This is a genomic window from Pandoraea nosoerga (assembly GCF_902459585.1).
GTDB lineage: Bacteria > Pseudomonadota > Gammaproteobacteria > Burkholderiales > Burkholderiaceae > Pandoraea > Pandoraea nosoerga.
The window spans coordinates 453,754-477,053 of sequence record NZ_CABPSC010000001.1; the positions used below are offsets into that span (position 1 = coordinate 453,754).

General features: G+C 67.2%; 20 protein-coding genes. 18 read left to right on the top strand and 2 right to left on the bottom strand.

Features of this window, described 5'->3' with window-relative positions:
- Positions 1-61 precede the first annotated feature (61 nt).
- Complete coding sequence (locus tag PNO31109_RS02075) at positions 62-1,144, bottom strand: MBL fold metallo-hydrolase (RefSeq protein WP_150553957.1); 1,083 nt, start codon at positions 1,142-1,144, stop codon at positions 62-64.
- Positions 1,145-1,395: 251 nt separating this feature from the next.
- On the opposite strand from PNO31109_RS02075, the gene PNO31109_RS02080 reads away from it, so the two are divergent.
- From PNO31109_RS02080 to PNO31109_RS02155, 16 genes are all read left to right on the top strand, one after another.
- The gene (locus tag PNO31109_RS02080; RefSeq protein ID WP_150553958.1) at positions 1,396-1,833 is read left to right on the top strand and encodes a MerR family transcriptional regulator; all 438 of its coding nucleotides are present in this window, start codon (positions 1,396-1,398) and stop codon (positions 1,831-1,833) included.
- Positions 1,834-2,111: 278 nt separating this feature from the next.
- Positions 2,112-2,576, top strand: a complete 465-nt coding sequence (locus tag PNO31109_RS02085; protein ID WP_150553959.1) for a PaaI family thioesterase — start codon at positions 2,112-2,114, stop codon at positions 2,574-2,576.
- A 126-nt stretch (positions 2,577-2,702) separates the two neighbouring features.
- Positions 2,703-3,884, top strand: coding sequence for an isovaleryl-CoA dehydrogenase (locus PNO31109_RS02090; RefSeq protein ID WP_150553960.1), 1,182 nt, complete (start codon positions 2,703-2,705; stop codon positions 3,882-3,884).
- A gap of 100 nt (positions 3,885-3,984) precedes the next feature.
- Positions 3,985-5,823 carry a bifunctional isocitrate dehydrogenase kinase/phosphatase gene (gene aceK, locus PNO31109_RS02095; protein ID WP_150553961.1) on the top strand — a complete coding sequence of 613 codons (1,839 nt, stop codon included), beginning with the start codon at positions 3,985-3,987 and terminating at the stop codon, positions 5,821-5,823.
- A 48-nt stretch (positions 5,824-5,871) separates the two neighbouring features.
- Positions 5,872-6,552, top strand: a complete 681-nt coding sequence (gene can, locus PNO31109_RS02100; RefSeq protein WP_150553962.1) for a carbonate dehydratase — start codon at positions 5,872-5,874, stop codon at positions 6,550-6,552.
- Between the two features lie 150 nt (positions 6,553-6,702).
- Positions 6,703-7,887, top strand: coding sequence for an acetyl-CoA C-acetyltransferase (locus tag PNO31109_RS02105; RefSeq protein ID WP_150553963.1), 1,185 nt, complete (start codon positions 6,703-6,705; stop codon positions 7,885-7,887).
- A gap of 40 nt (positions 7,888-7,927) precedes the next feature.
- A complete protein-coding gene (locus PNO31109_RS02110) occupies positions 7,928-8,605 on the top strand; it encodes an SDR family oxidoreductase (protein ID WP_150553964.1) in 678 nt (225 codons plus the stop codon).
- A gap of 210 nt (positions 8,606-8,815) precedes the next feature.
- A complete protein-coding gene (locus PNO31109_RS02115) occupies positions 8,816-9,421 on the top strand; it encodes a 2-hydroxychromene-2-carboxylate isomerase (RefSeq protein WP_150553965.1) in 606 nt (201 codons plus the stop codon).
- Positions 9,422-9,439: 18 nt separating this feature from the next.
- A complete protein-coding gene (locus PNO31109_RS02120) occupies positions 9,440-9,862 on the top strand; it encodes a YchJ family protein (protein WP_150553966.1) in 423 nt (140 codons plus the stop codon).
- Positions 9,863-10,015: 153 nt separating this feature from the next.
- Complete coding sequence (locus PNO31109_RS02125; RefSeq protein WP_150553967.1) at positions 10,016-11,623, top strand: carboxyl transferase domain-containing protein; 1,608 nt, start codon at positions 10,016-10,018, stop codon at positions 11,621-11,623.
- 18 nt (positions 11,624-11,641) lie between these two features.
- Positions 11,642-12,433, top strand: coding sequence for an enoyl-CoA hydratase/isomerase family protein (locus PNO31109_RS02130; protein ID WP_150553968.1), 792 nt, complete (start codon positions 11,642-11,644; stop codon positions 12,431-12,433).
- Between the two features lie 320 nt (positions 12,434-12,753).
- Positions 12,754-14,130, top strand: coding sequence for an adenosylmethionine--8-amino-7-oxononanoate transaminase (gene bioA, locus PNO31109_RS02135; RefSeq protein WP_150554171.1), 1,377 nt, complete (start codon positions 12,754-12,756; stop codon positions 14,128-14,130).
- Positions 14,127-15,335, top strand: a complete 1,209-nt coding sequence (bioF, locus tag PNO31109_RS02140; protein WP_150553969.1) for an 8-amino-7-oxononanoate synthase — start codon at positions 14,127-14,129, stop codon at positions 15,333-15,335. The genes bioA and bioF overlap by 4 nt, the downstream gene beginning before the upstream one ends.
- Complete coding sequence (bioD, locus tag PNO31109_RS02145) at positions 15,328-16,122, top strand: dethiobiotin synthase (protein WP_150553970.1); 795 nt, start codon at positions 15,328-15,330, stop codon at positions 16,120-16,122. Before bioF ends, bioD begins: the two co-directional genes overlap by 8 nt.
- A gap of 51 nt (positions 16,123-16,173) precedes the next feature.
- Complete coding sequence (gene bioB, locus PNO31109_RS02150) at positions 16,174-17,229, top strand: biotin synthase BioB (protein WP_150553971.1); 1,056 nt, start codon at positions 16,174-16,176, stop codon at positions 17,227-17,229.
- A 200-nt stretch (positions 17,230-17,429) separates the two neighbouring features.
- Positions 17,430-19,451, top strand: coding sequence for an acetyl/propionyl/methylcrotonyl-CoA carboxylase subunit alpha (locus PNO31109_RS02155; RefSeq protein WP_150553972.1), 2,022 nt, complete (start codon positions 17,430-17,432; stop codon positions 19,449-19,451).
- Between the two features lie 124 nt (positions 19,452-19,575).
- On the opposite strand, the gene PNO31109_RS02160 is transcribed toward PNO31109_RS02155, so the two are convergent.
- Entirely contained in the window at positions 19,576-20,388 is an 813-nt protein-coding gene (locus PNO31109_RS02160; protein ID WP_150553973.1) for an AraC family transcriptional regulator, read from the bottom strand.
- Positions 20,389-20,628: 240 nt separating this feature from the next.
- Between PNO31109_RS02160 and PNO31109_RS02165 the strand changes: the two genes are divergently transcribed.
- The gene (locus PNO31109_RS02165) at positions 20,629-21,537 is read left to right on the top strand and encodes an NAD(P)-dependent oxidoreductase (RefSeq protein ID WP_150553974.1); all 909 of its coding nucleotides are present in this window, start codon (positions 20,629-20,631) and stop codon (positions 21,535-21,537) included.
- Between the two features lie 214 nt (positions 21,538-21,751).
- Positions 21,752-22,966 (top strand): porin, encoded by a 1,215-nt coding sequence (locus PNO31109_RS02170; RefSeq protein ID WP_150553975.1) that lies wholly within the window; start codon positions 21,752-21,754, stop codon positions 22,964-22,966.
- Positions 22,967-23,300 lie beyond the last annotated feature (334 nt).

Genomic DNA, 23,300 nt, shown 5'->3' on the forward strand with positions numbered 1-23,300 from the left:
TGAACGCCGCCCCGGGGACATCCGTCGCCGGGGCGGCGTCTCGTCTGATGGCTTCGCGCCGTTACGCGGGAGAGAATCGCCAGACGCCCTTTTCGTCGCGCTCACGCCTGAGTTCGCCGGCATGCCAGAGCAGATGCAGGTGAGCGAGCGCCTCGCCCATGGCGAAGGTGGTCTGATGCGCGTCGAGCTTGCGGTGAAACATGATCGGCACGATGTCGCCGGCGCTTTGCGGCGCCCGGCCACACGCCTCGCGCACTTCCTGCAATCGCGCGGCGTGGTGATCGCGCAGTTGGCGGATGCGCGTGTGCAGCCCGGTAAACGGACGGCCATGCGACGGCAGCACGAGACAGTCCTCCGGCAATTCGAGATAGACGCCGAGCGAGTCGAGGAATAGCTGCAGCGAGTTGGCCTCGGGCTCGATGTCGAACACGCTGACGTTGGTGGAAATGCGCGGCAACACCATGTCGCCCGAGATGAGCAGGTTGTGTTGCTCGGAGTACAGCGCCATGTGTTCGGGCGAATGCCCATAGCCCGCGATCAGGCGCCAGTCGCTGCCGCCGACGCGCAGCGTGTCGCCATCGCGCAACCGGAAGTAGCGCGATGGCACTTCGGGCACGAGGTCGCTGAAGTACGTCTTGCGATTGCGGATCTGGTCGATCATGGCTTCGTCGGCAAGACCATGCGCAATGAAGTGCGCGACCGCGAAGTCGCCGCCCGCATTGGCGGCATTGTTGTTGTCGCCGGCGGACATCAGCCGTCCCCAGGCATAGTCGCCCAGCGACATCGCCAGACGTGCCTGCCAGCGCCGCTTGTCGCCGCCGTTGCAAATCCAGTGCGCGAGGCCGAGGTGATCGGGATGGCAGTGCGTGACGATCACGCGCAGTACGGGCTCTCCCCCGAGCGCGTTGTCGAACACCTGCTCCCAGTACGCTTTGATCTGCGCATGCGTGATGCCGCAGTCGACCACGCTCCACCCTTTGACGCCATCGATTTCGTCGCGCAGCAGCCACAGGTTGATGTGATCGAGCACGAACGGCAACGGCATGCGCACCCAGAAGACGCCGGGGGCGACTTCGTGCACGGTGCCGCCGTCGGGCAGAAAATCGCCAAGCGGGTAATTCAGTTGTTGTTCGAGGGCATTCACGGGGACCACGCTCCAGATGGGCTTGTTCTCTTGTGGGTGCGGCGGCGCGCTCGGGCTGGCGGCGACACCGATTGCACAGGAGTCGAGTTGACGCTAACGTAAACGGCAATTCTATCTGTAATGGTAAGCACCTGCTTAATCCCTTGCCGGACCGCCGGCCTAACTGATCGCCTAACCGACCGCTTAGCCGATCGCTTAACCACCCGCTCAATCGCCCGCTCAATCGTTCGCTCAATCGCTCGCTTAACCCGATGCTCACATACACGATCACCGATCTCGCGCGCGAGTTCGACATCACGCCCCGCGCGATCCGCTTCTACGAGGATCAGGGCCTGCTCACGCCGGCCCGCGAGGGTCCGGGTGGCCGTCACCGCGTCTACACGGGGCAGGACCGCACGCGGCTCAAGCTCACGTTGCGCGGCAAACGCCTCGGGCTGACGCTCTCCGAGATCAAGACGATTCTTGACCTCTACGAGTCGCCCAAGGACACGGTGCCGCAGCTCAAGGTGTTTCTGGAGACGCTGTCGCAGCACCGGCAAGTGCTCGAGCAGCAACTCGAAGACCTGCATGCCACGCTCGATGAGGTGTCTCAGCACGAAGCCCAATGCCTCGCGCTGCTCGAGGCGGCCGGCGAGACACCGCCGCCCGCCCCGTCTCGACGCGGCAAGACAACCACGCCTTCGCACTGATGGCCGGCGGGCCGATGCACCCGGCACCTCCTGCCTCCCATGCATCGCACCGCACGACCCGCAGGCCACAGCCGGCTTCGCGCCCCCAACAGCCGCTCCCGCGGCGACGCCAACGCCCGGGGCCGGCGCAAATCCGCGCTCGTCGGCGCCTTGTCGCTTGCGGCCCGCTCCCCCCGGTGCCCCGTTCTCGTTTCTCGTACTCTGGAAAATCCTTACTTTACGTTTACGTAAACGTAAAGTAATATCTCGACACTCGTGTTTTTGTGGACTTTGTCGCCATGGTTACCGTCCCTGTCTCTCATGCCGCACCGCTCGATGACGCCATCGCGGCGAAAATTCGCGCGAGCTTCGACAGCCAGGGCGTCATGACGCATTGGGGCGCGCACATCACGCATCTGGCCGACGGCCATTGCGAGATCTCGCTGCCCTTCTCCGACAAGGTCAACCAGCAACACGGCTTCTTCCACGGCGGCGTCATCGGCGCCATTGCCGATTCGGCGGGCGGCTACGCCGGCTACACGCGCATTTCGCCCGAGCAGGAGCTCGTGACCGCCGAGTACAAGCTCAACATTCTCGCGCCCGGCAAGGGCGATACACTGGTCGGGCGCGGCCAGGTCGTCAAGGCCGGACGCACGCTCATCGTCACCACCGCCGAACTGTTCGCCATCGACAACGGCAAATGGACGCTGTGCGCGCTGATGCAACAAACGCTGTTCGTGCTGGGCGCGACGCCCGCGCGCTAAGCGCCGCCGCGCGCCGCCCGAATCAGCGAGTTCACCGGATTCATCGAAGCAAGCAACGCTTTTTCGCCTCATCATCGAACATACGCGCGGGCGCCACGCCACGCGCCGCCCTCTGGAGACTGCGTCATGACTATGTTGCCCGGCCTCAATTTCATGCTCGGCGAAGACCTCGACATGCTGCGCGAATCGGTGGCGAACTTCGCCGCGAAGGAAATCGCCCCGCGCGCCGCCGAAGTGGATCGCACCGACCAGTTCCCGATGGACCTCTGGCGCAAGATGGGCGAGCTGGGCGTGCTCGGCATGACGGTCTCGGAAGAATACGGTGGCGCGAACATGGGCTACCTCGCGCACATGGTGGCGATGGAGGAAATCTCGCGCGCCTCGGCCTCGATCGGTCTTTCCTACGGCGCGCATTCGAACCTGTGCGTGAACCAGATTCATCGCAACGGCACGGCCGCGCAAAAGGCGAAATACCTGCCGAAGCTGGTGTCGGGCGAACATGTCGGCGCGTTGGCCATGAGCGAGCCGAATGCCGGCTCGGACGTGGTGAGCATGAAGCTGCGCGCGGAAAAGCGCGGCGAGCGCTACGTGCTCAACGGCACGAAGATGTGGATCACCAACGGCCCGGACTGCGACACGCTGGTGGTCTACGGCAAGACGGACCCGGAAGCGGGCGCGCGCGGCATGACGGCCTTCATCGTGGAAAAGGGCATGAAGGGCTTTTCGGTCGCCCAGAAGCTCGACAAGCTCGGCATGCGCGGCTCGCACACGGGCGAACTGGTATTCGAGAACGTGGAAGTGCCGGAAGAGAACGTGCTGGGCCAGGTCGGCGGGGGCGTAAAGGTGCTCATGAGCGGCCTGGACTACGAGCGCGCCGTGCTCGCGGGCGGCCCGCTCGGCATCATGCAGGCGGCCATGGACGTGGTGGTGCCCTACATCCACGACCGCAAGCAGTTCGGCCAGGCGATCGGCGAATTCCAGCTCATCCAGGGCAAGGTGGCCGACATGTACACGATCCTGCAGGCGAGCCGCGCGTATCTGTATGCCGTGGGCCGCCAGCTCGACTCGCTGGGCAGCGAACACGTTCGTCAGGTCCGCAAGGACTGCGCCGGCGTGATCCTCTACACGGCGGAGAAGGCTACATGGATGGCCGGCGAGGCGATCCAGATCCTGGGCGGCAACGGCTACATCAACGAGTATCCGGTCGGCCGCCTGTGGCGCGATGCGAAACTCTACGAAATCGGCGCCGGCACCTCGGAAATCCGCCGCATGCTGATCGGCCGGGAACTGTTCGCGGAAACGATGTAATCGAGCCCCTACGAGACACGAGACAGGCCTGCGGACGCCGAGCGCGGCGCTACAATCGACGCAAGCGCGCCACGGCGCCCCTCAGGCCGTCACGACCGGTATGAATCACTTCCCGAAACTCCTGTCGTCGCAGTTTGCTTTCGACGTCGCCCGCACGATGCTAGACGGCTTCGACAAGCATTACCGCATCTTCCGCGAGGTGTGTGTCGCGGCGCAGGCCTGTTTCGAGGCGGGTGACTTCATGGGCATCCAGAAGCTGCAGCGCGATCGCATCGCCTATTACGACGAGCGCGTGCGCGAGTGCATCGTGACGCTGGAGGACGAATTCGACGCGCAATCGCTCGACGACGAAGTCTGGCGCCAGGTCAAGCTGCACTACATTGGCCTGCTCACCGAGCATCGCCAGCCGGAGCTTGCCGAGACGTTCTTCAACTCGGTGTGCTGCAAGATCCTGCACCGTTCGTATTTCAACAACCGTTTCATCTTCGTGCGCCCGGCCGTGGCTACGGAGTACATCGAGAACGATGCGCCTGCGGCCAGGCCAACGTACCGCGTCTATTACCCGACGCACGACGGCATGGCCGCCACGCTCGCGCGCATCGTCACGAACTTCCAGCTCACGCGCCCCTTCGCCGATCTGCCGCGCGACGTCGGCTATGTAATGCGCGCCCTCGGCGAAGCCTTCGGCGCCGACTTCGAGCCCGCGCCGAATTTCCAGATTCACGTGCTCTCGTCGCTGTTCTTTCGCAACAAGGCGGCGTACATCGTCGGGCGCATCGTCAACGGCGACAAGACCACGCCGCTGGCCATCCCCATCATGCACGACGCGAACGGCAAGCTCGCGCTCGACGCCGTGCTGCTGCGCCGCGACCAGTTGCGCGTGATCTTCAGCTTCACACACGCGTATTTCATGGTCGACATGGAAGTGCCGTCGGCTTACGTGCATTTCCTGCGCACGATCATGCCGGGCAAGCCGAAGGCGGAAATCTACACCTCGGTCGGCCTGCAAAAGCATGGCAAGAACCTGTTTTACCGCGATTTTCTGCATCACCTGAAGCATTCGAGCGACAAGTTCGTGATGGCGCCCGGCATTCCCGGGCTGGTGATGCTGGTATTCACCCTGCCCTCGTATCCGTATGTCTTCAAGCTGATTCGCGAGCGCTTCGCGCCGCCCAAGGAGACAACGCGCGAACAGGTGAAGGCCAAGTACCTGATGGTCAAGCAGCATGATCGCGTGGGCCGGATGGCCGACACGCTGGAATTCTCCAGCGTGGCCTTTCCGCTCTCGCGCTTCGACGACGCCCTGCTCGCGCAGTTGCGCGCCGAAGTGCCCTCGCTGCTGGAGGTCGATGGCGACGCCCTGGTGATTCGCCACTGCTACATCGAGCGCCGCATGACGCCGCTCAACCTGTGGCTGCAGACGGCCACGGACGCCCAGGTCGAGCACGCCATGCGCGAGTACGGCAACGCGGTAAAGGAGCTGATGGCGGCAAACATCTTCCCGGGCGACATGCTGTACAAGAATTTCGGCGTGACCCGCCATGGCCGCGTGGTCTTCTACGATTACGACGAACTGGAATATCTGACGGATTGCCACATCCGGAAGGTGCCGGAACCGCGTAACGAAGAAGAGGCGATGTCGGGTGAAGTCTGGTACCGTGTAGGCCCGCACGACGTGTTTCCGCAGACGTTCGAGACGTTTCTGACCGGAGACGCGCGCGTGCGGCGCTATCTGAGCCAGCATCATCCGGATTTCTTCGATCCGGGCCTGTGGCAGGACTATCAGGACCGGGTGCGAGCCGGACAGATGCACGACTTCTATCCGTATGATGTCTCGCTTCGATTCGTCAACCGCTACGGCGCCGGGCACGGCGCCACGGCCGCCGCGGATGCTGCGGATGCCGCGGATGCCGCGCGATCGCGCGCGGCGGCGGCCTGAGCGCACCACGCATCGCAGCGCACGACACCGCCTCCGGATGACACGATCATGACTGAAGACAAAGACCAACCTCTCATCCATCTGCTCGACAACAACCGCGCATGGGTCGCCAGCGTCAACGCGGAAGATCCCGCGTTTTTCGAGCGGCTGGCCAAGCAACAAGCCCCGCAATACCTGTGGATCGGCTGTTCCGACTCGCGCGTGCCCGCGAACCAGATCACCGGCCTCGCGCCGGGCGAGGTGTTCGTGCACCGCAATATTGCGAACGTGGTGGTGCACAGCGACCTGAACTGCCTGTCGGTTTTGCAGTTCGCCATCGAAGTGCTGAAGGTCCGCCACATCATGGTGGTCGGCCACTACGGCTGCGGCGGCGTGGGCGCCGCGCTCGACGGCGCGAAGATGGGCCTCGTCGACAACTGGCTGCGTCATGTGCGCGACGTCTACGAACGCCACGTCGACCAGATCGACGCGCTGCCCTCGCGCGACGCCCGACACGACCGGCTGTGCGAGCTCAACGCCATCGAGCAGGTCGTCAATATCTGTCACACGACGGTATTGCGCGACGCCTGGGCGCGTCATCAGCCCGTCACGGTGCACGGCTGGGTGTACGGCCTGCGCGACGGCCTGGTGCGCGACCTGCGCATGTCGGTCAACAGCCTCGAAGCCCTGCCGCGCGTGTATGAGCGCTGCGTGGCCGCGATGGCCGAATTGCGTCAGCCTCGCGCCTGAGCCTGCCGGCATGGTCCGGCCCCGCGGCGGGCCGGACACTCCTGCAGCGCGCGTGGACGACGGAGGACTGAAGCACTGGAAATTCCAAGGCCGGCGCGCCCGTCCCGACGACGGCGCGCCGGCATCGTCAACCGATTACAGGAGACTGCCATGCAACAAGACCCGATCGTTATCGTTTCCGCTGCGCGCACGCCGATGGGCGGCCTGCAGGGCGTGTTCGGCGACGTCGCCGCGCCGCAGTTGGGCGCCGCCGCCATTCGCGCCGCCGTCGAGCGCGCCGGCCTCGGGCCGGAGCAGGTCGACGAAGTCGTGATGGGCTGCGTGCTGCCCGCCGGCCAGGGACAGGCGCCCGCGCGCCAGGCGGCACTCGGTGCGGGGCTGCCGCTCGGCGCCGGCGCCACCACCGTGAACAAGATGTGCGGCTCGGGCATGCGCGCCGCCATGTTCGCCCACGACATGCTCGCCGCGGGCAGCGCCGACGTGATCGTCGCCGGCGGCATGGAGAGCATGAGCAACGCGCCATACCTGCTGCCCAAGGCCCGCGCCGGCATGCGCATGGGCCACGGTCAGGTCATCGACCACATGTTCTTCGACGGCCTGGAAGACGCCTACGACAAGGGCCGTCTGATGGGCACCTTCGCCGAGGATTGCGCCGAACGCTACGCCTTCACGCGCGAGGCGCAGGACGCCTTCGCGATCGCCTCGCTCGAGCGCGCGCAGCGCGCCACGAAGGACGGCTCGTTCCAGTGGGAGATCACGGCCGTGACGGTGCCGGGCCGCAAGGGCGACACCGTCGTCGAGCAGGACGAGCAACCGTTCAAGGCCAACGCCGAAAAGATCCCCACGCTCAAGGCCGCGTTCCGCAAGGACGGCACGGTCACCGCCGCGAACTCGTCGTCGATCTCCGACGGCGCCGCCGCGCTCGTGCTCATGCGCGAGTCGCGCGCCAGACGACTGAGCCTCGCGCCGCTCGCGCGCATTGCCGGACACAGCACGTTCGCGCAGCAGCCCGGCCTGTTCACGACGGCCCCGGTCGGCGCCATGCGCAAGCTGTTCGAGAAGACGGGCTGGTCGTCCAACGACGTCGATCTGTACGAAATCAACGAAGCATTCGCAGTTGTCACGATGGCGGCGATGCACGAATTCAATCTGCCGCACGAGAAGGTGAACATTCACGGCGGCGCGTGCGCGCTGGGCCATCCGATCGGCGCCTCGGGCGCGCGCATCCTCGTCACGCTCCTGGGCGCACTGCGCAAGACCGGCGGCAGGCGCGGCGTGGCGAGCCTGTGCATCGGCGGCGGCGAAGCCACCGCGATGGCCGTCGAGCTCGTTTGATGCGCGTGGGCCAGGCGCACACAGGACAGGACGAACCGTCATGAAAACAGCTCTCATCCTCGGCGCGTCGCGCGGCATCGGCCTGGAGTTCGTGCGCCAGTACCGCGCGCAGGGCTGGCGCGTCATTGCCACCGCCCGCAACGAGAACGGTCTGGCCGCGCTGCGCGAGCAGGGCGCGGAACCGCTCAAGCTCGACGTCACGCGCATCGAGTCCGTCTCCGGCTTGCCGTGGCAGCTCGACGGCGTGGCGCTCGACGTGGCGATCTACAACGCCGGCGTGAACGCCGAGCGCACGACGGGACTCGCGCCCGTCACGCAAGCGGAGTTCGACCGTGTGTTTCATACGAACGTGCTCGGCGCCATGCAAGCCGCGCCCCTCGTGCTGCCGTTCGTGGAGGCCGCTGGCGGCACGTTCGGGTTCCTGTCGAGCCGCATGGGCAGCATCGCATTGATGGAGTCGAACGGCAGTTGGCTGTACCGCGCGAGCAAGACCGCCGTGAATTCGGTGGTCAGGGCGACTTCGCTCGAGGCGCAGCGCGCGACGTGCGTGGCCCTGCATCCGGGTTGGGTGCGCACCGACATGGGCGGCGAGAACGCCGACATCGACGTGCAGACGAGCGTGGCCGGCATGCGCCGCGTGCTCGCCCGCGCACCTGGCGAGCGCGCAACTCACAACGGCGGCTTCTTCAACTACGACGGCAGCGCACTCGCCTGGTGAGCCGTGCGGGCGCGCGGCGGCGACACGACCCACGCGGATCGAGCGCAGCGGGACGTGAGCCGCAAGCAATGAGCAACGAACGACGGGCAATGAACAATGAGCAGCGTTCGGGCCGATGAAGCCCGGCGATCGACGGAATAACAAGCTGTAGCCGCACCGCCGCATCTTTTGATTCGCGGGCCAGACACGTCACTCTGACACGGAGCCAACATGACGTCCGCCATCGACTTTTATTTCGACTTCGCATCCCCGTATGGGTATTTTGCGAGCACCTGCATCGACGAGATCGCCTCGAAGCACGGGCGCGGCGTTGCGTGGCATCCGATCCTGCTCGACATCGTCTACAAGGTAAACGGCACGGGCGCGCCGGTGCAGCATCCGATCAAGACCGAGTACCTGCGCCACGACGTGGAGCGCACGGCGCGCTTTCACGGCATTGCGTACAAACGACCGTCGCACTTCCCCATTCCGACGCAGTGCGCCGAGCGCGCCGTGCTGTGGGTGCAGGATCATCGCGGCGGCGACCTGTCGGCCGAATTCGCGAAGTCGATCTTCCGCGCGCTATACGTCGACGACGTGAACATTGGCGAGCCGGCGGAGCTGGTCAAGCTCGGCGAGAACCTGGGCATCGACGGCGCGGCGCTCGACGCGGGCATGCACTCGCCCGCTGCGAAGGACCACCTCAAGGCCGAGATCGATCTGGCGATGGCGCGCGGCGTGTTCGGCTCGCCTTTCGTGATCGTGGACGGCGAACCGTTCTGGGGGTTCGATCGCTTCGCCCAGGTCGAAGCGTGCCTGAAGAACGGCAGGATCTGACAACAAGGCAAGACACACATGGCAAGACCCGACTCGTCGCGCGCACCCCGCGCAACAACTTGCGAGCGCGAAGCGTGTCCCTGCGGCGGCCCCGCGTTCGCGGACTGCTGTGGCCGCTACCTGGAACACGGCGACATCGCGCCGAGCGCGCTGGCGCTGATGCGCTCGCGCTACACCGCATACGTGCGTCGTGACGCGCCGTATCTGCTCGACACCTGGGCGGCCCGCACGCGCCCGGCCTCGCTCGACTTCGACGACGCCCCGCAGTGGCTCGGCCTGCAGGTCAAGGCACACGCGCAACACGACGACGCGCATGCCGAAGTCGAATTCGTCGCGCGCTACAAGGTCGGCGGCCGGGCCCATCGCCTGCACGAGCGCAGCCGCTTCGAGCGTGGGGAGGACGGACGCTGGCGCTACCTCGACGGCGATCTGCTCGAATGAGCGATCGACGCACCGGGTGATGGCGCGGGCGGGCGCTCACCGAGTCCCCGCGCGCCCCTCGCGCCCTCGAGCTCCTCACGCGCCGTGTTTCCGTAGTCGCACTCCCGTATTCAGGCTTTCAACGACAACTCACTTTCCACCGGATTTCGTCACATGCCGATTCTCGACAGCAAACTCAACCCGCGCGGCGAAGACTTTGCACGCAACGCGGCCGCGATGCAGACCCTGGTCGACGACCTGCGCGCCCGGGTCGCGCAACTCGCCGGTGGCGGCGGTGAGGCCGCCCGCAAGAAGCACGTCGCCCGCGGCAAGCTGCTGCCGCGCGAGCGCGTGCAGCAACTGCTCGATCCGGGTTCGCCGTTTCTCGAACTCTCGCAACTTGCCGCGTTCGGCATGTACCACGACGACGCGCCGGGCGCCGGCATCATCACGGGCATCGGGCGCGTGTCCGGCCAGGAGTGCGTGATCGTGTGCAACGACGCCACGGTCAAGGGCGGCACGTATTACCCGATGACCGTCAAGAAGCACCTGCGCGCGCAGGAGATCGCCGAGCAGAACCACCTGCCGTGCATCTATCTGGTCGACTCGGGCGGCGCCAACCTCCCGAACCAGGACGACGTGTTTCCCGATCGCGACCACTTCGGCCGCATTTTCTACAACCAGGCGCAGATGTCCGCCAAGGGCATTCCGCAGATCGCGGTGGTGATGGGGTCGTGCACCGCCGGCGGCGCCTATGTGCCGGCCATGAGCGACGAGTCGATCATCGTGAAGGAGCAGGGCACGATCTTCCTCGGCGGCCCGCCGCTGGTGAAGGCCGCGACCGGCGAGGAAGTCAGCGCCGAGGATCTCGGCGGGGCCGATGTCCATACGCGTCTTTCCGGCGTGGCCGATCACTTCGCGATGAACGACGCACACGCGCTGTCGATCGCGCGCGGCATCGCGGCCAACCTCAACCGCCGCAAGCCTGCCACGGTGGCGCTCAGGCCGCCCGTCGAGCCGAAGTACGACGCGCGCGAGCTCTACGGCGTGATCCCGGCCGACACGAAAAAGCCGTTCGACGTGCGTGAGGTGATCGCTCGCCTGGTCGACGGCTCCGAGTTCGACGAGTTCAAGGCGCGCTACGGCACTACGCTCGTGTGCGGCTTCGCGCACCTGTGGGGCTATCCGGTCGGCATCGTCGCGAACAACGGCATCCTGTTCTCCGAGTCGGCGCAAAAGGGCGCGCACTTCATCGAACTGTGCTGCCAGCGCAAGATTCCGCTGATCTTCCTGCAGAACATCACCGGCTTCATGGTCGGGCGCAAGTACGAGAACGAGGGCATCGCCAAGCACGGCGCGAAGATGGTCACGGCCGTGGCCACCGCGAACGTGCCGAAGTTCACGGTCATCATCGGCGGCTCGTTCGGCGCCGGCAATTACGGCATGTGCGGGCGGGCGTATTCGCCGCGCTTTCTGTGGATGTGGCCGAACGCCCGCATCTCGGTGATGGGCGGCGAGCAGGCTGCCTCGGTGCTCGCCACCGTCAAGCGCGACGGCATCGAAGCCAAGGGCGGCGCATGGAGCGCCGAAGAGGAAGACGCCTTCAAGCAGCCGATCCGCGACCAGTACGAGCGCCAGGGCCATCCGTATTACGCGAGCGCCCGCCTGTGGGACGACGGCGTCATCGACCCGGCCGACACGCGCACGGTGCTCGGCCTCGGGCTGTCGGCCGCGCTCAACGCGCCCATTCCGGACACGCGCTTCGGCCTGTTCCGCATGTAATCGACGAGGACTCCCGCCATGCAACTCGATACGCTCAAACTCAGCGTCGAGCACCACATCGCCACCGTCACGCTCAACCGCCCGGACGTGCGCAATGCGTTCAACGAAACGGTCATCGAAGAGCTGACCGGCGCGTTTCGCGCGCTCGGCGCCAACGACGACGTGCGCGCCATCGTGCTCGCCGCCGAAGGCGTGGCGTTCTGCGCCGGCGCCGATCTGAACTGGATGAAGAAGATGGCCGGGTACTCGGACGCCGAGAACCGCGCCGACGCGATGACGCTCGCCGTCATGCTCAACACGATCTACCGCTGCCCGAAGCCGGTGATCGCCCGCGTGCAGGGCGACACCTATGCCGGCGGCGTGGGACTGGCCGCTGTGGCGGACATCGTGGTGGCCGTCGACACCGCGCACTTCTGCCTGTCCGAAGCGCGCCTGGGGCTGATTCCCGCGACGATCGGCCCATACGTCATTCGCGCGCTGGGCGAAGCCGCCTCCCGGCGCTACTTCCTCACCGCCGAACGCTTTACGGCCGCCGCGGCGCAGCGCCACGGCCTGGTGCACGAGGTCGTCGCGGCCGATGCACTCGACGCCACCGTACAGGCGCTCGCCGAGGGGCTCGCGCAGAACAGCCCGAACGCGGTGAAGGAGTGCAAGCGTCTCGTGCAGGACTTCGCGAGCCGGCCGATCGACGACGCGGCCATTGCCGATACGGCTGATCGCATCGCGAAAATCCGCGCCTCGGACGAGGGCCGCGAGGGCGTGCGCTCGTTCCTCGAGAAGCGCGCGCCTTCGTGGCGCGACGCGTCCTGAGCGCCTTGCGCGCTTTGTCACGAACGGGTCCAACGGCGGTTACAAATTTTTTTCGTAAGGGGTGACGGCGGAGATGCCGCAACGTTGTCGACGGGTTTTGAGAATTTATCGATAACGTCATGCTACGGCACGTAAAACAGCGAGTTTTCGCGCCAATTTCGCCTATTGCCCTGCCAAAACGCTTTGCCTACCATGCGCCCATCCCCCACCTCCGGCCCCATGCCACCGTGCCCCGCGCACGGCTCGCGTGCGGCCAGCCGGACGCACGGCGATCGCCCCGCGGCGAACGCCGCGCGCACCGGCCAACCAAGGAGTCAATGATGGACGCATCCCTGCGCCCCCACGCCGGCCCCGGCGATCTCGCCGCGCGCAGTCTGCGACAGGTCTGGCACCCCTGCACGCAGATGAAGCAACAGGCAAAGCTGCCTCTCGTCGCGTTGTCTCACGGCGAAGGCCCCTGGCTCGTCGACACCGACGGCGAGCGTTATCTCGACGCCATCAGTTCGTGGTGGGTCAATCTGTTCGGCCATGCGAATCCGCGCATCAATGCGGCGCTCGTCGACCAGCTCGGCCGCCTCGAGCACGCCATGCTCGCCGGCTTCACACACGAGCCGGTGGTCGCGCTCTCGGAGCGCCTGTCCGCGCTCACCGGCGGCGTGCTCGGCCATGCGTTCTTCGCATCCGACGGCGCCTCGGCCGTCGAGATCGCGCTCAAGATGAGCTTCCACGCGTGGCGCAATGGCGGACACGGCGAGAAGCGCGAATTCGCGTGCGTGCGTCATGGCTATCACGGCGAGACGCTCGGCGCGCTGGCCGTGACCGACGTGGCCCTGTTCCGCGACGCCTACGATCCGCTGCTGCGCCATGCGCATGTGGTGGGCTCGCCCGATGCGCGCAACGCCCGCGACGGCGAGTGCGCGGCCGACGTCGCGCGACGCGCGGCCGCCGAACTCGAGGTGCTGCTCGCGCAGCGCGAAGGACGTATCGCGGCGGTGATCGTGGAGCCGCTCGTGCAGTGCGCGGCCGGCATGGCGATGCACGATCCGGTGTACCTGCGCCGCGTGCGGGAGCTGTGCGACGAGTACGGCGCACACATGATCGCCGACGAGATCGCGGTCGGGTGCGGCCGCACCGGCACGTTCTTCGCCTGCGAACAGGCCGGCGTCTGGCCGGATCTGCTCACGCTGTCCAAGGGCATCAGCGGCGGCTACCTGCCGCTCTCGCTCGTCCTCTCGCGCGAGGCGATCTACGACGCGTTCTACGACGACGACACCGCCCGCGGCTTCCTGCATTCGCATTCGTACACGGGCAACCCGCTCGCGTGTCGCGCCGCGCTCGCCACGCTCGACATCTTCGCCGATGACGACGTGCTCGCCCGCAATGCACGGCGCGCCGCGCGCCTCACGCAGGCGCTCTCGCCGCTCGCGCACGACCGTCGTGCGCGACACTTTCGCCAGTGCGGCATGATCTGGGCGTTCGACGCCGTCCTCCCCGACGAGGCGGGCGCGCAGCGCGACTTCGGCCGGCGCTTCGCCGCCCAGGCGCGCACCCGCGGCGTGCTGCTGCGCCCGATCGGCGCGACGGTCTACCTGATGCCGCCGTATGTGCTGGAGGACGACACCATCGACTGGCTGGCGGCGCAAACGCTCGCCGCCTTCGACGCCGCGATGTCGCAACGCGCGGAGGCGGCCGCATGAGCGCCCACGCCCTGTTCGAGCGCCTCGACGCGGGACTCGCCGCGATCGACCGCGCCCATCTGCGTCGTCATCGCCGTGTGGTGTCCACGCCTTGCCAGCCACACCTGCGCGCCGACGGCCGCGACGTGCTCGCGTTCGCCAGCAACGACTATCTCGGCCTGGCCGCACATCCGGCGGTGGTCGACGCGCTGGTCGACGGCGCACGCCGCTACGGCGCGGGCAGCGGTGCGTCGCACCTCATCAGCGGGCATTCGCAAGCGCACGCGCAGCTCGAAGAGGCGCTCGCCGCCTTCATGTCGCCGCACCTGATCGACGCCCGGGCGCTGTATTTCTGCACGGGCTACATGGCCAATCTGGCGACGATTTCCGCACTCGCCGACAAGCATGCCGACATCTTTTCCGAAGCGCTCAACCACGCGTCGCTGATCGACGGCGCACGACTGTCGCGCGCGCGCACCCACGTCTACCCGCACGGGGACGTGGCCGCGCTCGCCGCGCTGCTCGAAGCGAGCACGGCCGAGACCAAGCTGATCGTGACCGACGGCGTGTTCTCGATGGATGGCGACATCGCGCCGCTGCCGCAGTTGCTCGCGCTGGCCGAACGTCACAATGCATGGCTGATCGTGGATGATGCGCACGGCTTCGGCGTGGTCGGCCAGAACGGCCGCGGCGTGTTCGAGCACTTCGAGCTGCGCTCGCCGAACCTCGTGATCATCGGCACGCTCGGCAAGGCCGCAGGCGTGGGCGGTGCATTCGTGGCGGCGAACCGGCGCGTCGTGGAGTGGCTCGTCAATCGCGCTCGCCCGTACATCTTTACCACCGCCGCCGCACCATCTCAGGCGCACGCGCTGCTCACGAGCCTCGCGCTCATCGCGGGCGACGAAGGGCGCGAGCGCCGCGCGGCGCTGCAGGCGCGCATTGCGCAACTGCGCGACTCGCTATCGCTCACGCACTGGCGGCACATGATGTCGCCGACGGCCGTGCAGCCGATCATCCTCGGCGAGAACGCCGCCGCGCTGCACGCGCAGGCGGGCCTTGCCGAAGCGGGCTTGTGGGTGCCGGCCATCCGGCCGCCGACGGTCGCGCCCGGCACCTCGCGCCTGCGCGTGACGCTGAGCGCGGCGCACACGGCCGACGACGTCGCACGGCTCGTCACGGCCATCAACCAACTCGACCGCGACTGGAGGGCGCATGCCCATGACTGATCAATCGCTCATCGCCACCCCGGCCGAACGCGCCACGCCCGCGCGGCACGCGTTCTTCGTCACCGGCACGGACACCGAGATCGGCAAGACGCTCGTCTCGTCGGCATTGCTGCACGCCGCCGCGCGACGCGGTCTTGTCTGCGCGGGCGTGAAGTCGGTCGCCGCGGGCGCCTTGGAACACAACGGCCGCTTCGTCAACGAGGACGTGGAACAACTGCACGCCGCGAGCAACCTGAAGCTGCCCGACGACTGGTACTGCCCATATGTGCTCAAGGACGCCGCCGCGCCGCACATCGCCGCTGCCGCCGAAGGCATCGCGCTCGACTGCAGCGTGATACGCGCCGGCTATGCACGCGTTGCGGCACGCGCAGACCTCGTGATCGTCGAGGGCGTGGGCGGCTTTCGCGTGCCGCTCGGCCCCGACGCCGGCGCGCCGGACACGGCCGATCTCGCCCGTCAGCTCGGGCTGCCGGTGATTCTCGTGGTCGGCCTGCGGCTCGGCTGCATCAGCCACGCGCTGCTCACCGCCGAGGCCATCGCCTCGCGCGGCCTGACGCTCGCGGGGTGGGTCGCCAACCACGTCGATCCGGACATGCGCCACGTGGACGCCAACGTGGAAGCCATCGCGTCGCGGCTCGCCGCGCCCCTGCTCGGACGCGTGCCGCATCTGCCGCACCCCGACGCCGCGACGGCCTCCGGCTACCTCGACATCGCCCCGCTCGTCGACACGACGCTGCAGCGCCACGCACAGACGGCGCTCGCGGCGCGCCCGCACACGGCGCCCTGAACACGCCCGACGCGCGACACCAACGAATATACGAATACAAGGATTCTCACCATGCAAGTTCACGCCCACACTGCCGCACACGGCCACGACGAAGCGCTGCGCCGCAACGACACGCCCTGGAGCGTTGCCGACATCGAGGCGCTCTTCGCGCTGCCGTTCAATGACCTGATCTTCCGCGCGCAGCAGGTGCACCGCCAGCATTTCGACGCGAACGCCGTGCAGCTCTCCACGCTGCTCTCGATCAAGACCGGCGGCTGCCCCGAAGACTGCGCATACTGCCCGCAGTCGGCGCGCTACGACACCGGGGTCGAAGCCGAGAAGCTCATGCCGATCGAAGAAGTGGTGGCCGCCGCGCAGCGCGCCAAGGACGCCGGCGCCACGCGCTTTTGCATGGGCGCCGCCTGGCGCAGCCCGAAGCCGCATCAGGTCGACGCCGTCGGCGAGATGGTCCGCAGCGTCAAGGCGCTGGGCCTCGAGACGTGCGTGACGCTCGGCATGCTGCGCGACGGCCAGGCGGAGCAACTGCGCGAGGCCGGCCTCGACTACTACAACCACAACCTCGATACGTCCCCCGAGTTCTACGGGCAGATCATTACCACGCGCACGTATCAGGACCGCCTGGACACGCTCGCCCGCGTGCGCGAGGCCGGCCTGAAGGTTTGCTGCGGTGGCATCGTCGGTCTGGGCGAGACGCGCCGCGAGCGCGCCGGCCTGATCGCGCAGCTCGCCAACATGTCGCCGTATCCCGAGTCGGTGCCCATCAACCATCTGATGAAGGTCGAAGGCACGCCGCTCGAGAACAACGAGAACGTGGACCCGTTCGACTTCGTGCGCATGATCGCCGTGGCGCGCATCACGATGCCGCGCGCCATGGTGCGCCTGTCGGCCGGGCGCGAGCTGATGGACGACGCCCTGCAGTCGCTGTGCTTTCTCGCCGGCGCGAATTCGATGTTCTACGGCGAGAAACTGCTCGTCACGCAGAACCCGCAGGCCGAGCACGACCGCGCACTGCTCGCGCGTCTGGGCATGCGCGCGTCGAGCGAAGAGAAACTCGCCGCGCAAGAAGCCGACGCCGGCGACGGCCTGGCGGCGTGCGCCACGCACTGACCATGGCGCCCGTGCCGCGTGAGCCGGCGTTGAAGGATTGAAGGATGAGCGCCGTGGCGGGCGCGAGATCGCTCGAGACGATCGGCCGCCACGGCGAGGCCCGATAGCAAAGACAATGGCGCGAGTGCGTCGGCCGTCCGTCACGAGCGGGCGGCGCGGCACGCAAGCGCCGCCCCAATCGATCATTTTCCGGAGGCAACATGTTCGACAAGATCCTCATCGCCAATCGCGGCGAAATCGCATGCCGCGTCGCGGCGACGGCCGCCCGGCTGGGCATTCGCACGGTCGCGGTCTATTCCGACGCCGATGCGCACGCCAAGCACGTCGCCGTGTGCGACGAGGCGGTGCACGTGGGCAGCGCGGCCGCGCGCGACAGCTACCTGCGCATCGATGCCATCATCGACGCCGCCAGGGCCACCGGCGCCCAGGCCATCCACCCCGGCTACGGCTTCCTGTCCGAGAACGAGGCGTTTGCCGCCGCATGCCATGAGGCGGGTATCGTCTTCATCGGTCCGCCGGTCGGCGCCATCCAGGCGATGGGCAGCAAGAGCGCCGCCAAGACGCTCATGGAAGGCGCCGCCGTGCCGCTGGTGCCCGGCTATCACGGCGAGAACCAGGACCCCGCCTTCCTGCATGCCCGCGCCGACGAGATCGGCTACCCGGTGCTGCTCAAGGCCAGCGCCGGGGGCGGCGGCAAGGGCATGCGCGTGGTCGAGCGCAGCGAGGACTTTCGCGCCGCGCTCGCCTCGTGCCAGCGCGAGGCGGCGAGCAGCTTCGGCGACGAGCGCGTGCTCGTCGAGAAGTACCTCACGCGCCCACGCCACATCGAGATCCAGGTTTTCGCCGACACGCACGGCAATTGCGTGTACCTGTTCGAGCGCGACTGCTCGGTGCAGCGCCGTCACCAGAAGGTGCTCGAAGAAGCGCCCGCGCCGGGCATGACCGAAGCGCGCCGTCGCGCCATGGGCGAAGCCGCCTGCAACGCCGCGCGTGCCGTGGGCTATGTCGGCGCGGGAACAGTCGAATTCATCGCCAACCAGGACGGCTCGTTCTACTTCATGGAGATGAACACCCGTCTGCAGGTCGAGCACCCGGTCACCGAGATGATCACGGGCCTCGATCTGGTCGAGTGGCAGTTGCGCGTGGCCGCCGGCGAGGTCCTGCCGCGCAAGCAGGAAGCACTGCAGATCCACGGGCACGCGCTCGAGGCGCGTATCTACGCCGAGAACCCGGACAACAACTTCCTGCCCTCGACGGGCACGCTCTCGACGCTGCGCCCGCCCGCAGCCGTACAGTTCGAGATCGGCGGCGCGGGCGCACCGGCGCCCGTGCGCATCGACTCGGGCGTGCGCGAAGGCGACACCATCTCGCCGTTCTACGACCCGATGATCGCCAAGCTCATCGTCTGGGGCCGGGACCGCGACGAGGCGCTCGCGCGCATGCGCCGCGCGCTGGGCCAGTACCGCGTGGTCGGTGTGCAGACGAACATCGCATTCCTCGGACGGCTCGTCGCGAGCGAGCCGTTCGCCGGCGCCGATCTCGACACCGGCCTGATCGAGCGCCACCGCGACACGCTGTTCCCGCACGCCGCGCCCGTGCCCGCCACGGCGCTCGCGTTGGCCGTTGCCGCGCAGCTCGGCCGCGAGGCGGTCGTGGGCCGGCGCAAGTACCTGGACAGCGTCGACCATCACTCGCCGTGGCAGCTCGCCACCGGCTGGCGTCTGAACGGCGACTATCAGCGCACGATGTCGTTCGATCACGGCGAGACGCGCATCGACGTCGTGCTCACGAGCGGCGCGCACACGAGCTCGCTGACCGTTGACGGCAAGACCCTGCCGTATCACTACACGCACGACGGCGGCGTGTACCGCGTGACGCTCGGCGAGCATCGCGTGCAGGGACACGTGGACTTCGAGCACGAGACGGCACACGTTTTCGCCAACGGCCAGTCGTGGGCGCTGCGCTGGCATGACCCGCTCGCACAGGCGGGGGCGCACGAGGGCGGCGAAGGCCGTCTGACGGCACCGATGCCGGGCAAGGTCATCGCCGTGCTCGCACAGGCGGGCGCGAAGGTCGAGAAGGGGGCGCCGCTGCTCGTCATGGAGGCGATGAAGATGGAGCACACCATCAGCGCGCCCGCGGACGGCGAGATCGAGGAAGTGCTGTACGCCGTGGGCGACCAGGTGCCCGAGGGCGCCCAGTTGCTCGCGTTCAAGCGGTAGGGCGGCAAGGGGGTGGCGGGACAGGGCGGGATAGCGGGATAGTGGGATATAGCGGCGATATGGCCGCTATATGGCCGCGATATGGCGGCCCGGGACGGTCGCAGCGGTGCGGCGGCAGACCGGTTCAGGCGCGATCCGCCGGCGCCGCGCCGACTTCGCCGAGGATCGTCCGACGCCGGAACTGCTCCGGCGTCAGGCCCGACTGGCGGGTAAACATTTCAATGAACACGGACGGTGTTGCGTAGCCCAGATCGAGGGCGATCGATTTCACGGTGCGCCCGGCCTCCAGGCCCTCGATCGCACGAAAGAAGCGCATGCGCTCGCGCCACTGCCCCAGCGTCATCCCCAGTTCCGAGCGACAGTGACGCGCCAGCGTGCGCTCGGTCATCGAAACGGTGCTTGCCCACGCTCGCAGCGTGCGGTTGTCACCGGGCTCGTTCTGCAAGCCCTCCAGCACACGGATCAGCGCCGCGGACCTCGCCTGCGGCAGGAAGCGCGGCTCGGCCGGCGCGAGCGCCAACTGGTCGACGAGTACGTGCGCGAGGCGCCGGTCCGCGTCGGTCTTCGGGCACGCGACGCCTCGCTCCGCGAAGTCCGACAGGATCGCGCGCAGCAAGCCGCTGATACGCAGCGTCGCCGCGTGGGAGGGAAGCGCGGTGGCAAGCGAGGCGTCGATGTACACCGACCGGTAAATCACGGCGCGGGCATTGAAGCTCGCGTGCGCCGCTTTCGGCGGAATCCACACCGCATACTGCGGCGGGGACACGAAGCGCGCGCCTTCGATCTCCAACTGCATCACGCCATTGGCGACATAGTTCAATTGCCCCCAGTCGTGCCGATGCGGCACCCACGCGGTCTTCGCCGCGAACTCGTCGTAGCGAAAGTACACCGGATACGGCAACGTCTTGAATGTCGGCCAGTTGTTGCGCACGGTCATGGCGGCACGGGTATGTGTTGGGCGAGTGTGGCGAGGCGGTCGAGGCCGGGATGCTCGGGGCGCTCGGGGGCGGTGGGTGCAATGCCCCACCCCTGCCCCCGCATGGCGGCATCTTACTGCGGCGCGGCGGCACCCGTCTTTTCGCCGTGCCCGCTCCTGTGCGCCGATCCGCGTTCGGTGTCATGCTTTCGCCTGAGGCGGGCGGCCCCCGCTCGCGGCGAGCATCGCCGCCGCGACTTCATGACATCAGGAGAACGTATGAACATCGGATTTCTCGGACTGGGCACCATGGGCGCCCCGATGGCGCGCAATCTGCTCAAGGCGGGCTTTGCCCTGCGCGTCTGGAATCGCTCGCGCGGCCCCGTCGACACGCTTGGCGCCGACGGTGCCGCCGCGTGCGACAGCCCGGCGGACGCCGCGCGCGGCGTCGACGTGCTCATCGCCATGCTGGCGGACGACGACACGACGCGCGCCGTGCTGTGCGACGGCGGCGCGCTCGACGCCCTCGCGCGCAATGCCATCGTCGTCAACATGGCGACCGTCTCGCTCGACTTTGCGCGCGAGATGCGCGCCCGCTGCGAGTCGCTCGGCCTGCGCTACGTCGCGGCGCCCGTGCTGGGGCGCGTCAACGTGGCCGAAGCGGGCCGGCTGAACATTCTCGCCGCGGGCGAGACAAGCGCGCTCGACACCGTGCAGCCCCTCCTCGACGTCCTCGGCCAGCGCACGTGGCGCTTCGGCGAGGCGCCCGAGCAGGCCAACGTCGTCAAGCTCGGCGCCAATTTCATGATCGCGAGCGCCATCGAGTCGATGAGCGAGGCCGCCGCGCTCGCGCAAGGCCACGGCGTGGCCGGCGCCGACTTCATCGACATGATCACGAACACGGTGTTCGCAACGCCCGCGTACACCGGCTACGGGTCGGCCATTGCGAAGCAGGTGTTCGAGCCCGCCGGCTTCAAGCTCGCGCTGGGCGCCAAGGACGTTCGCCTCGCGCTGCTCGCCGCGGAAGCGGCGAACGTGCCGATGCCATTCGGCAGCGTGCTGCGCGACAACCACCTCGACAGCCTTGCGCACGGCGAGGGGCATCTCGATTGGGCGGCGTTGTCGCGCGTGTCCGCACGCCGGGCGGGACAACCACGCGGCGACGCATGACCTTGGCGCTCCCTGCGTTGCCCGCTTTTCCGTTTTTTGCGTTGCTTCGCAGCGAACCGTGAGGACAGTTCTTAGAAATGCCGCGCGTAGTTCTGCGCTGCGCGCGGCCTGAAGGGCTAGCTGGCGTTTCGGAATCTTCATAAGGAATCCGAACAAGGGTTCGCCAATATTCTCGGTGTCGATTTCAACCATGCGCGGCAAAGCGCTCGACACCATGACTCAACGCCCACACCTCAACACCGGCCTGCGCGCTCTGGCGCTCGCCGCAACGCTCACATCGGTTGCCCTGCCCGCAAGCGTTCAGGCGCAGAGCAACGTCACGCTCTACGGCACGGTCGATTCCGGCTTCGTCCACGCCAACCATGTGATGACCGGCAGCGGACCCGAGTCGCTGTCCGCGATCACCAGCAACATCATCTCCGGCAGCCGCTGGGGGCTGCGCGGCACCGAGTCGCTCGGCAGGGGCCTGTCGGCGCTGTTTCAGATCGAGAGCGGTTTTAGCGCCGTAAACGGTCACCTCGGCAACGGCGGTCTTGCGTTCGGGCGCAAGGCCATCATCGGCCTGCGCGGCGACGACTGGGGCGAAGTCACGATCGGCCGCCAGTACGATCCCGTGGTCAACCTGGTGCAGGGGCTGACGGCCGACGGCTACTTCGGCGGCTTCTTCGCCACGCCCGGCGACGTCGACAACTACGACAATGGCGCACGCATCAACAACGCGATCCGCTACGCCACGCCGAACTTCGGCGGCCTGCAGTTCGAGGGGATGTATGCGACCGGCAACGTCGCCGGAAAAGCGGGCGCGGGCCGCTCCTATGGGCTGGCGGCCGCATACAGCAACGGCCCGGTTGCCCTCGCCGCCGGCTACTTCTTCGCGGATGGTGGTAGCAAACGCGTGAGCCAGTTCACGCCGGAGTTCGGCATGCGTGAATGGTCTGGCAGCGCGGGCTCGCTCTTCAACTCGCCGATCAACAGCGGCTTTCGCACCGCGAGCCACGTGCGCATTGCGCGCGCCGGCGCGAAGTATGCGATCGGGCCGGCGATCCTTGGCGTGTCGTTCTCCAACGCGCAATACGCGAGCGACGCGCTGTCGATGTTCAACGGCACCGCGCGGTTCGACACCGTCAACGCCTTCGCCATGTATGCGCTCACGCCGGCCGTCAACACCGGCATCGGCTACAGCTACACGCGCATGCGGGCGGCGGGCGATCTGGCTGCGCACTACAACCAGTTCAATGCGGGCATCACGTATGCGCTGTCCAAGCGCACGTCGACTTACGTCATCGGCGGTTACCAGCATGCTGCCGGCAGGACGTTGCGGGCCAACGGCAGCGTGGGCAGCGCTACCGCGTCCGTCGGCGCCTACGGGATCGACGCCGGGGCCAACACGCAACTGCTGGTCGGCATGGGACTGAAGCACAGCTTCTGACGAACCGTGTTCCGGTCGTGTCCCGGTCGTGTCCCGGTCGCGCCCGGACCACGGGACGCGAACGGCCGCGCCGGCATCGGTCGAACTCGTTGAAACATGCGGGTTTCGGCCGATTTGATGAATGAAGTCGGAAACCCAGTTTTCAAACGCATGTTTGGAAAAATGGGATTCATTCGTCTAAAAAAATACACTGCTGGCGTTTTTAGGTGTTTACCCTATTAGGGAATCTATTTAGAATTCATCTCCATTGAAGTTCGATGCAGATGCAAACCGACGGTAGCCATGTCTCTCGACGTTCCCTTTGAATGCGACGCGCCGGTTTTATCGCGTTGTC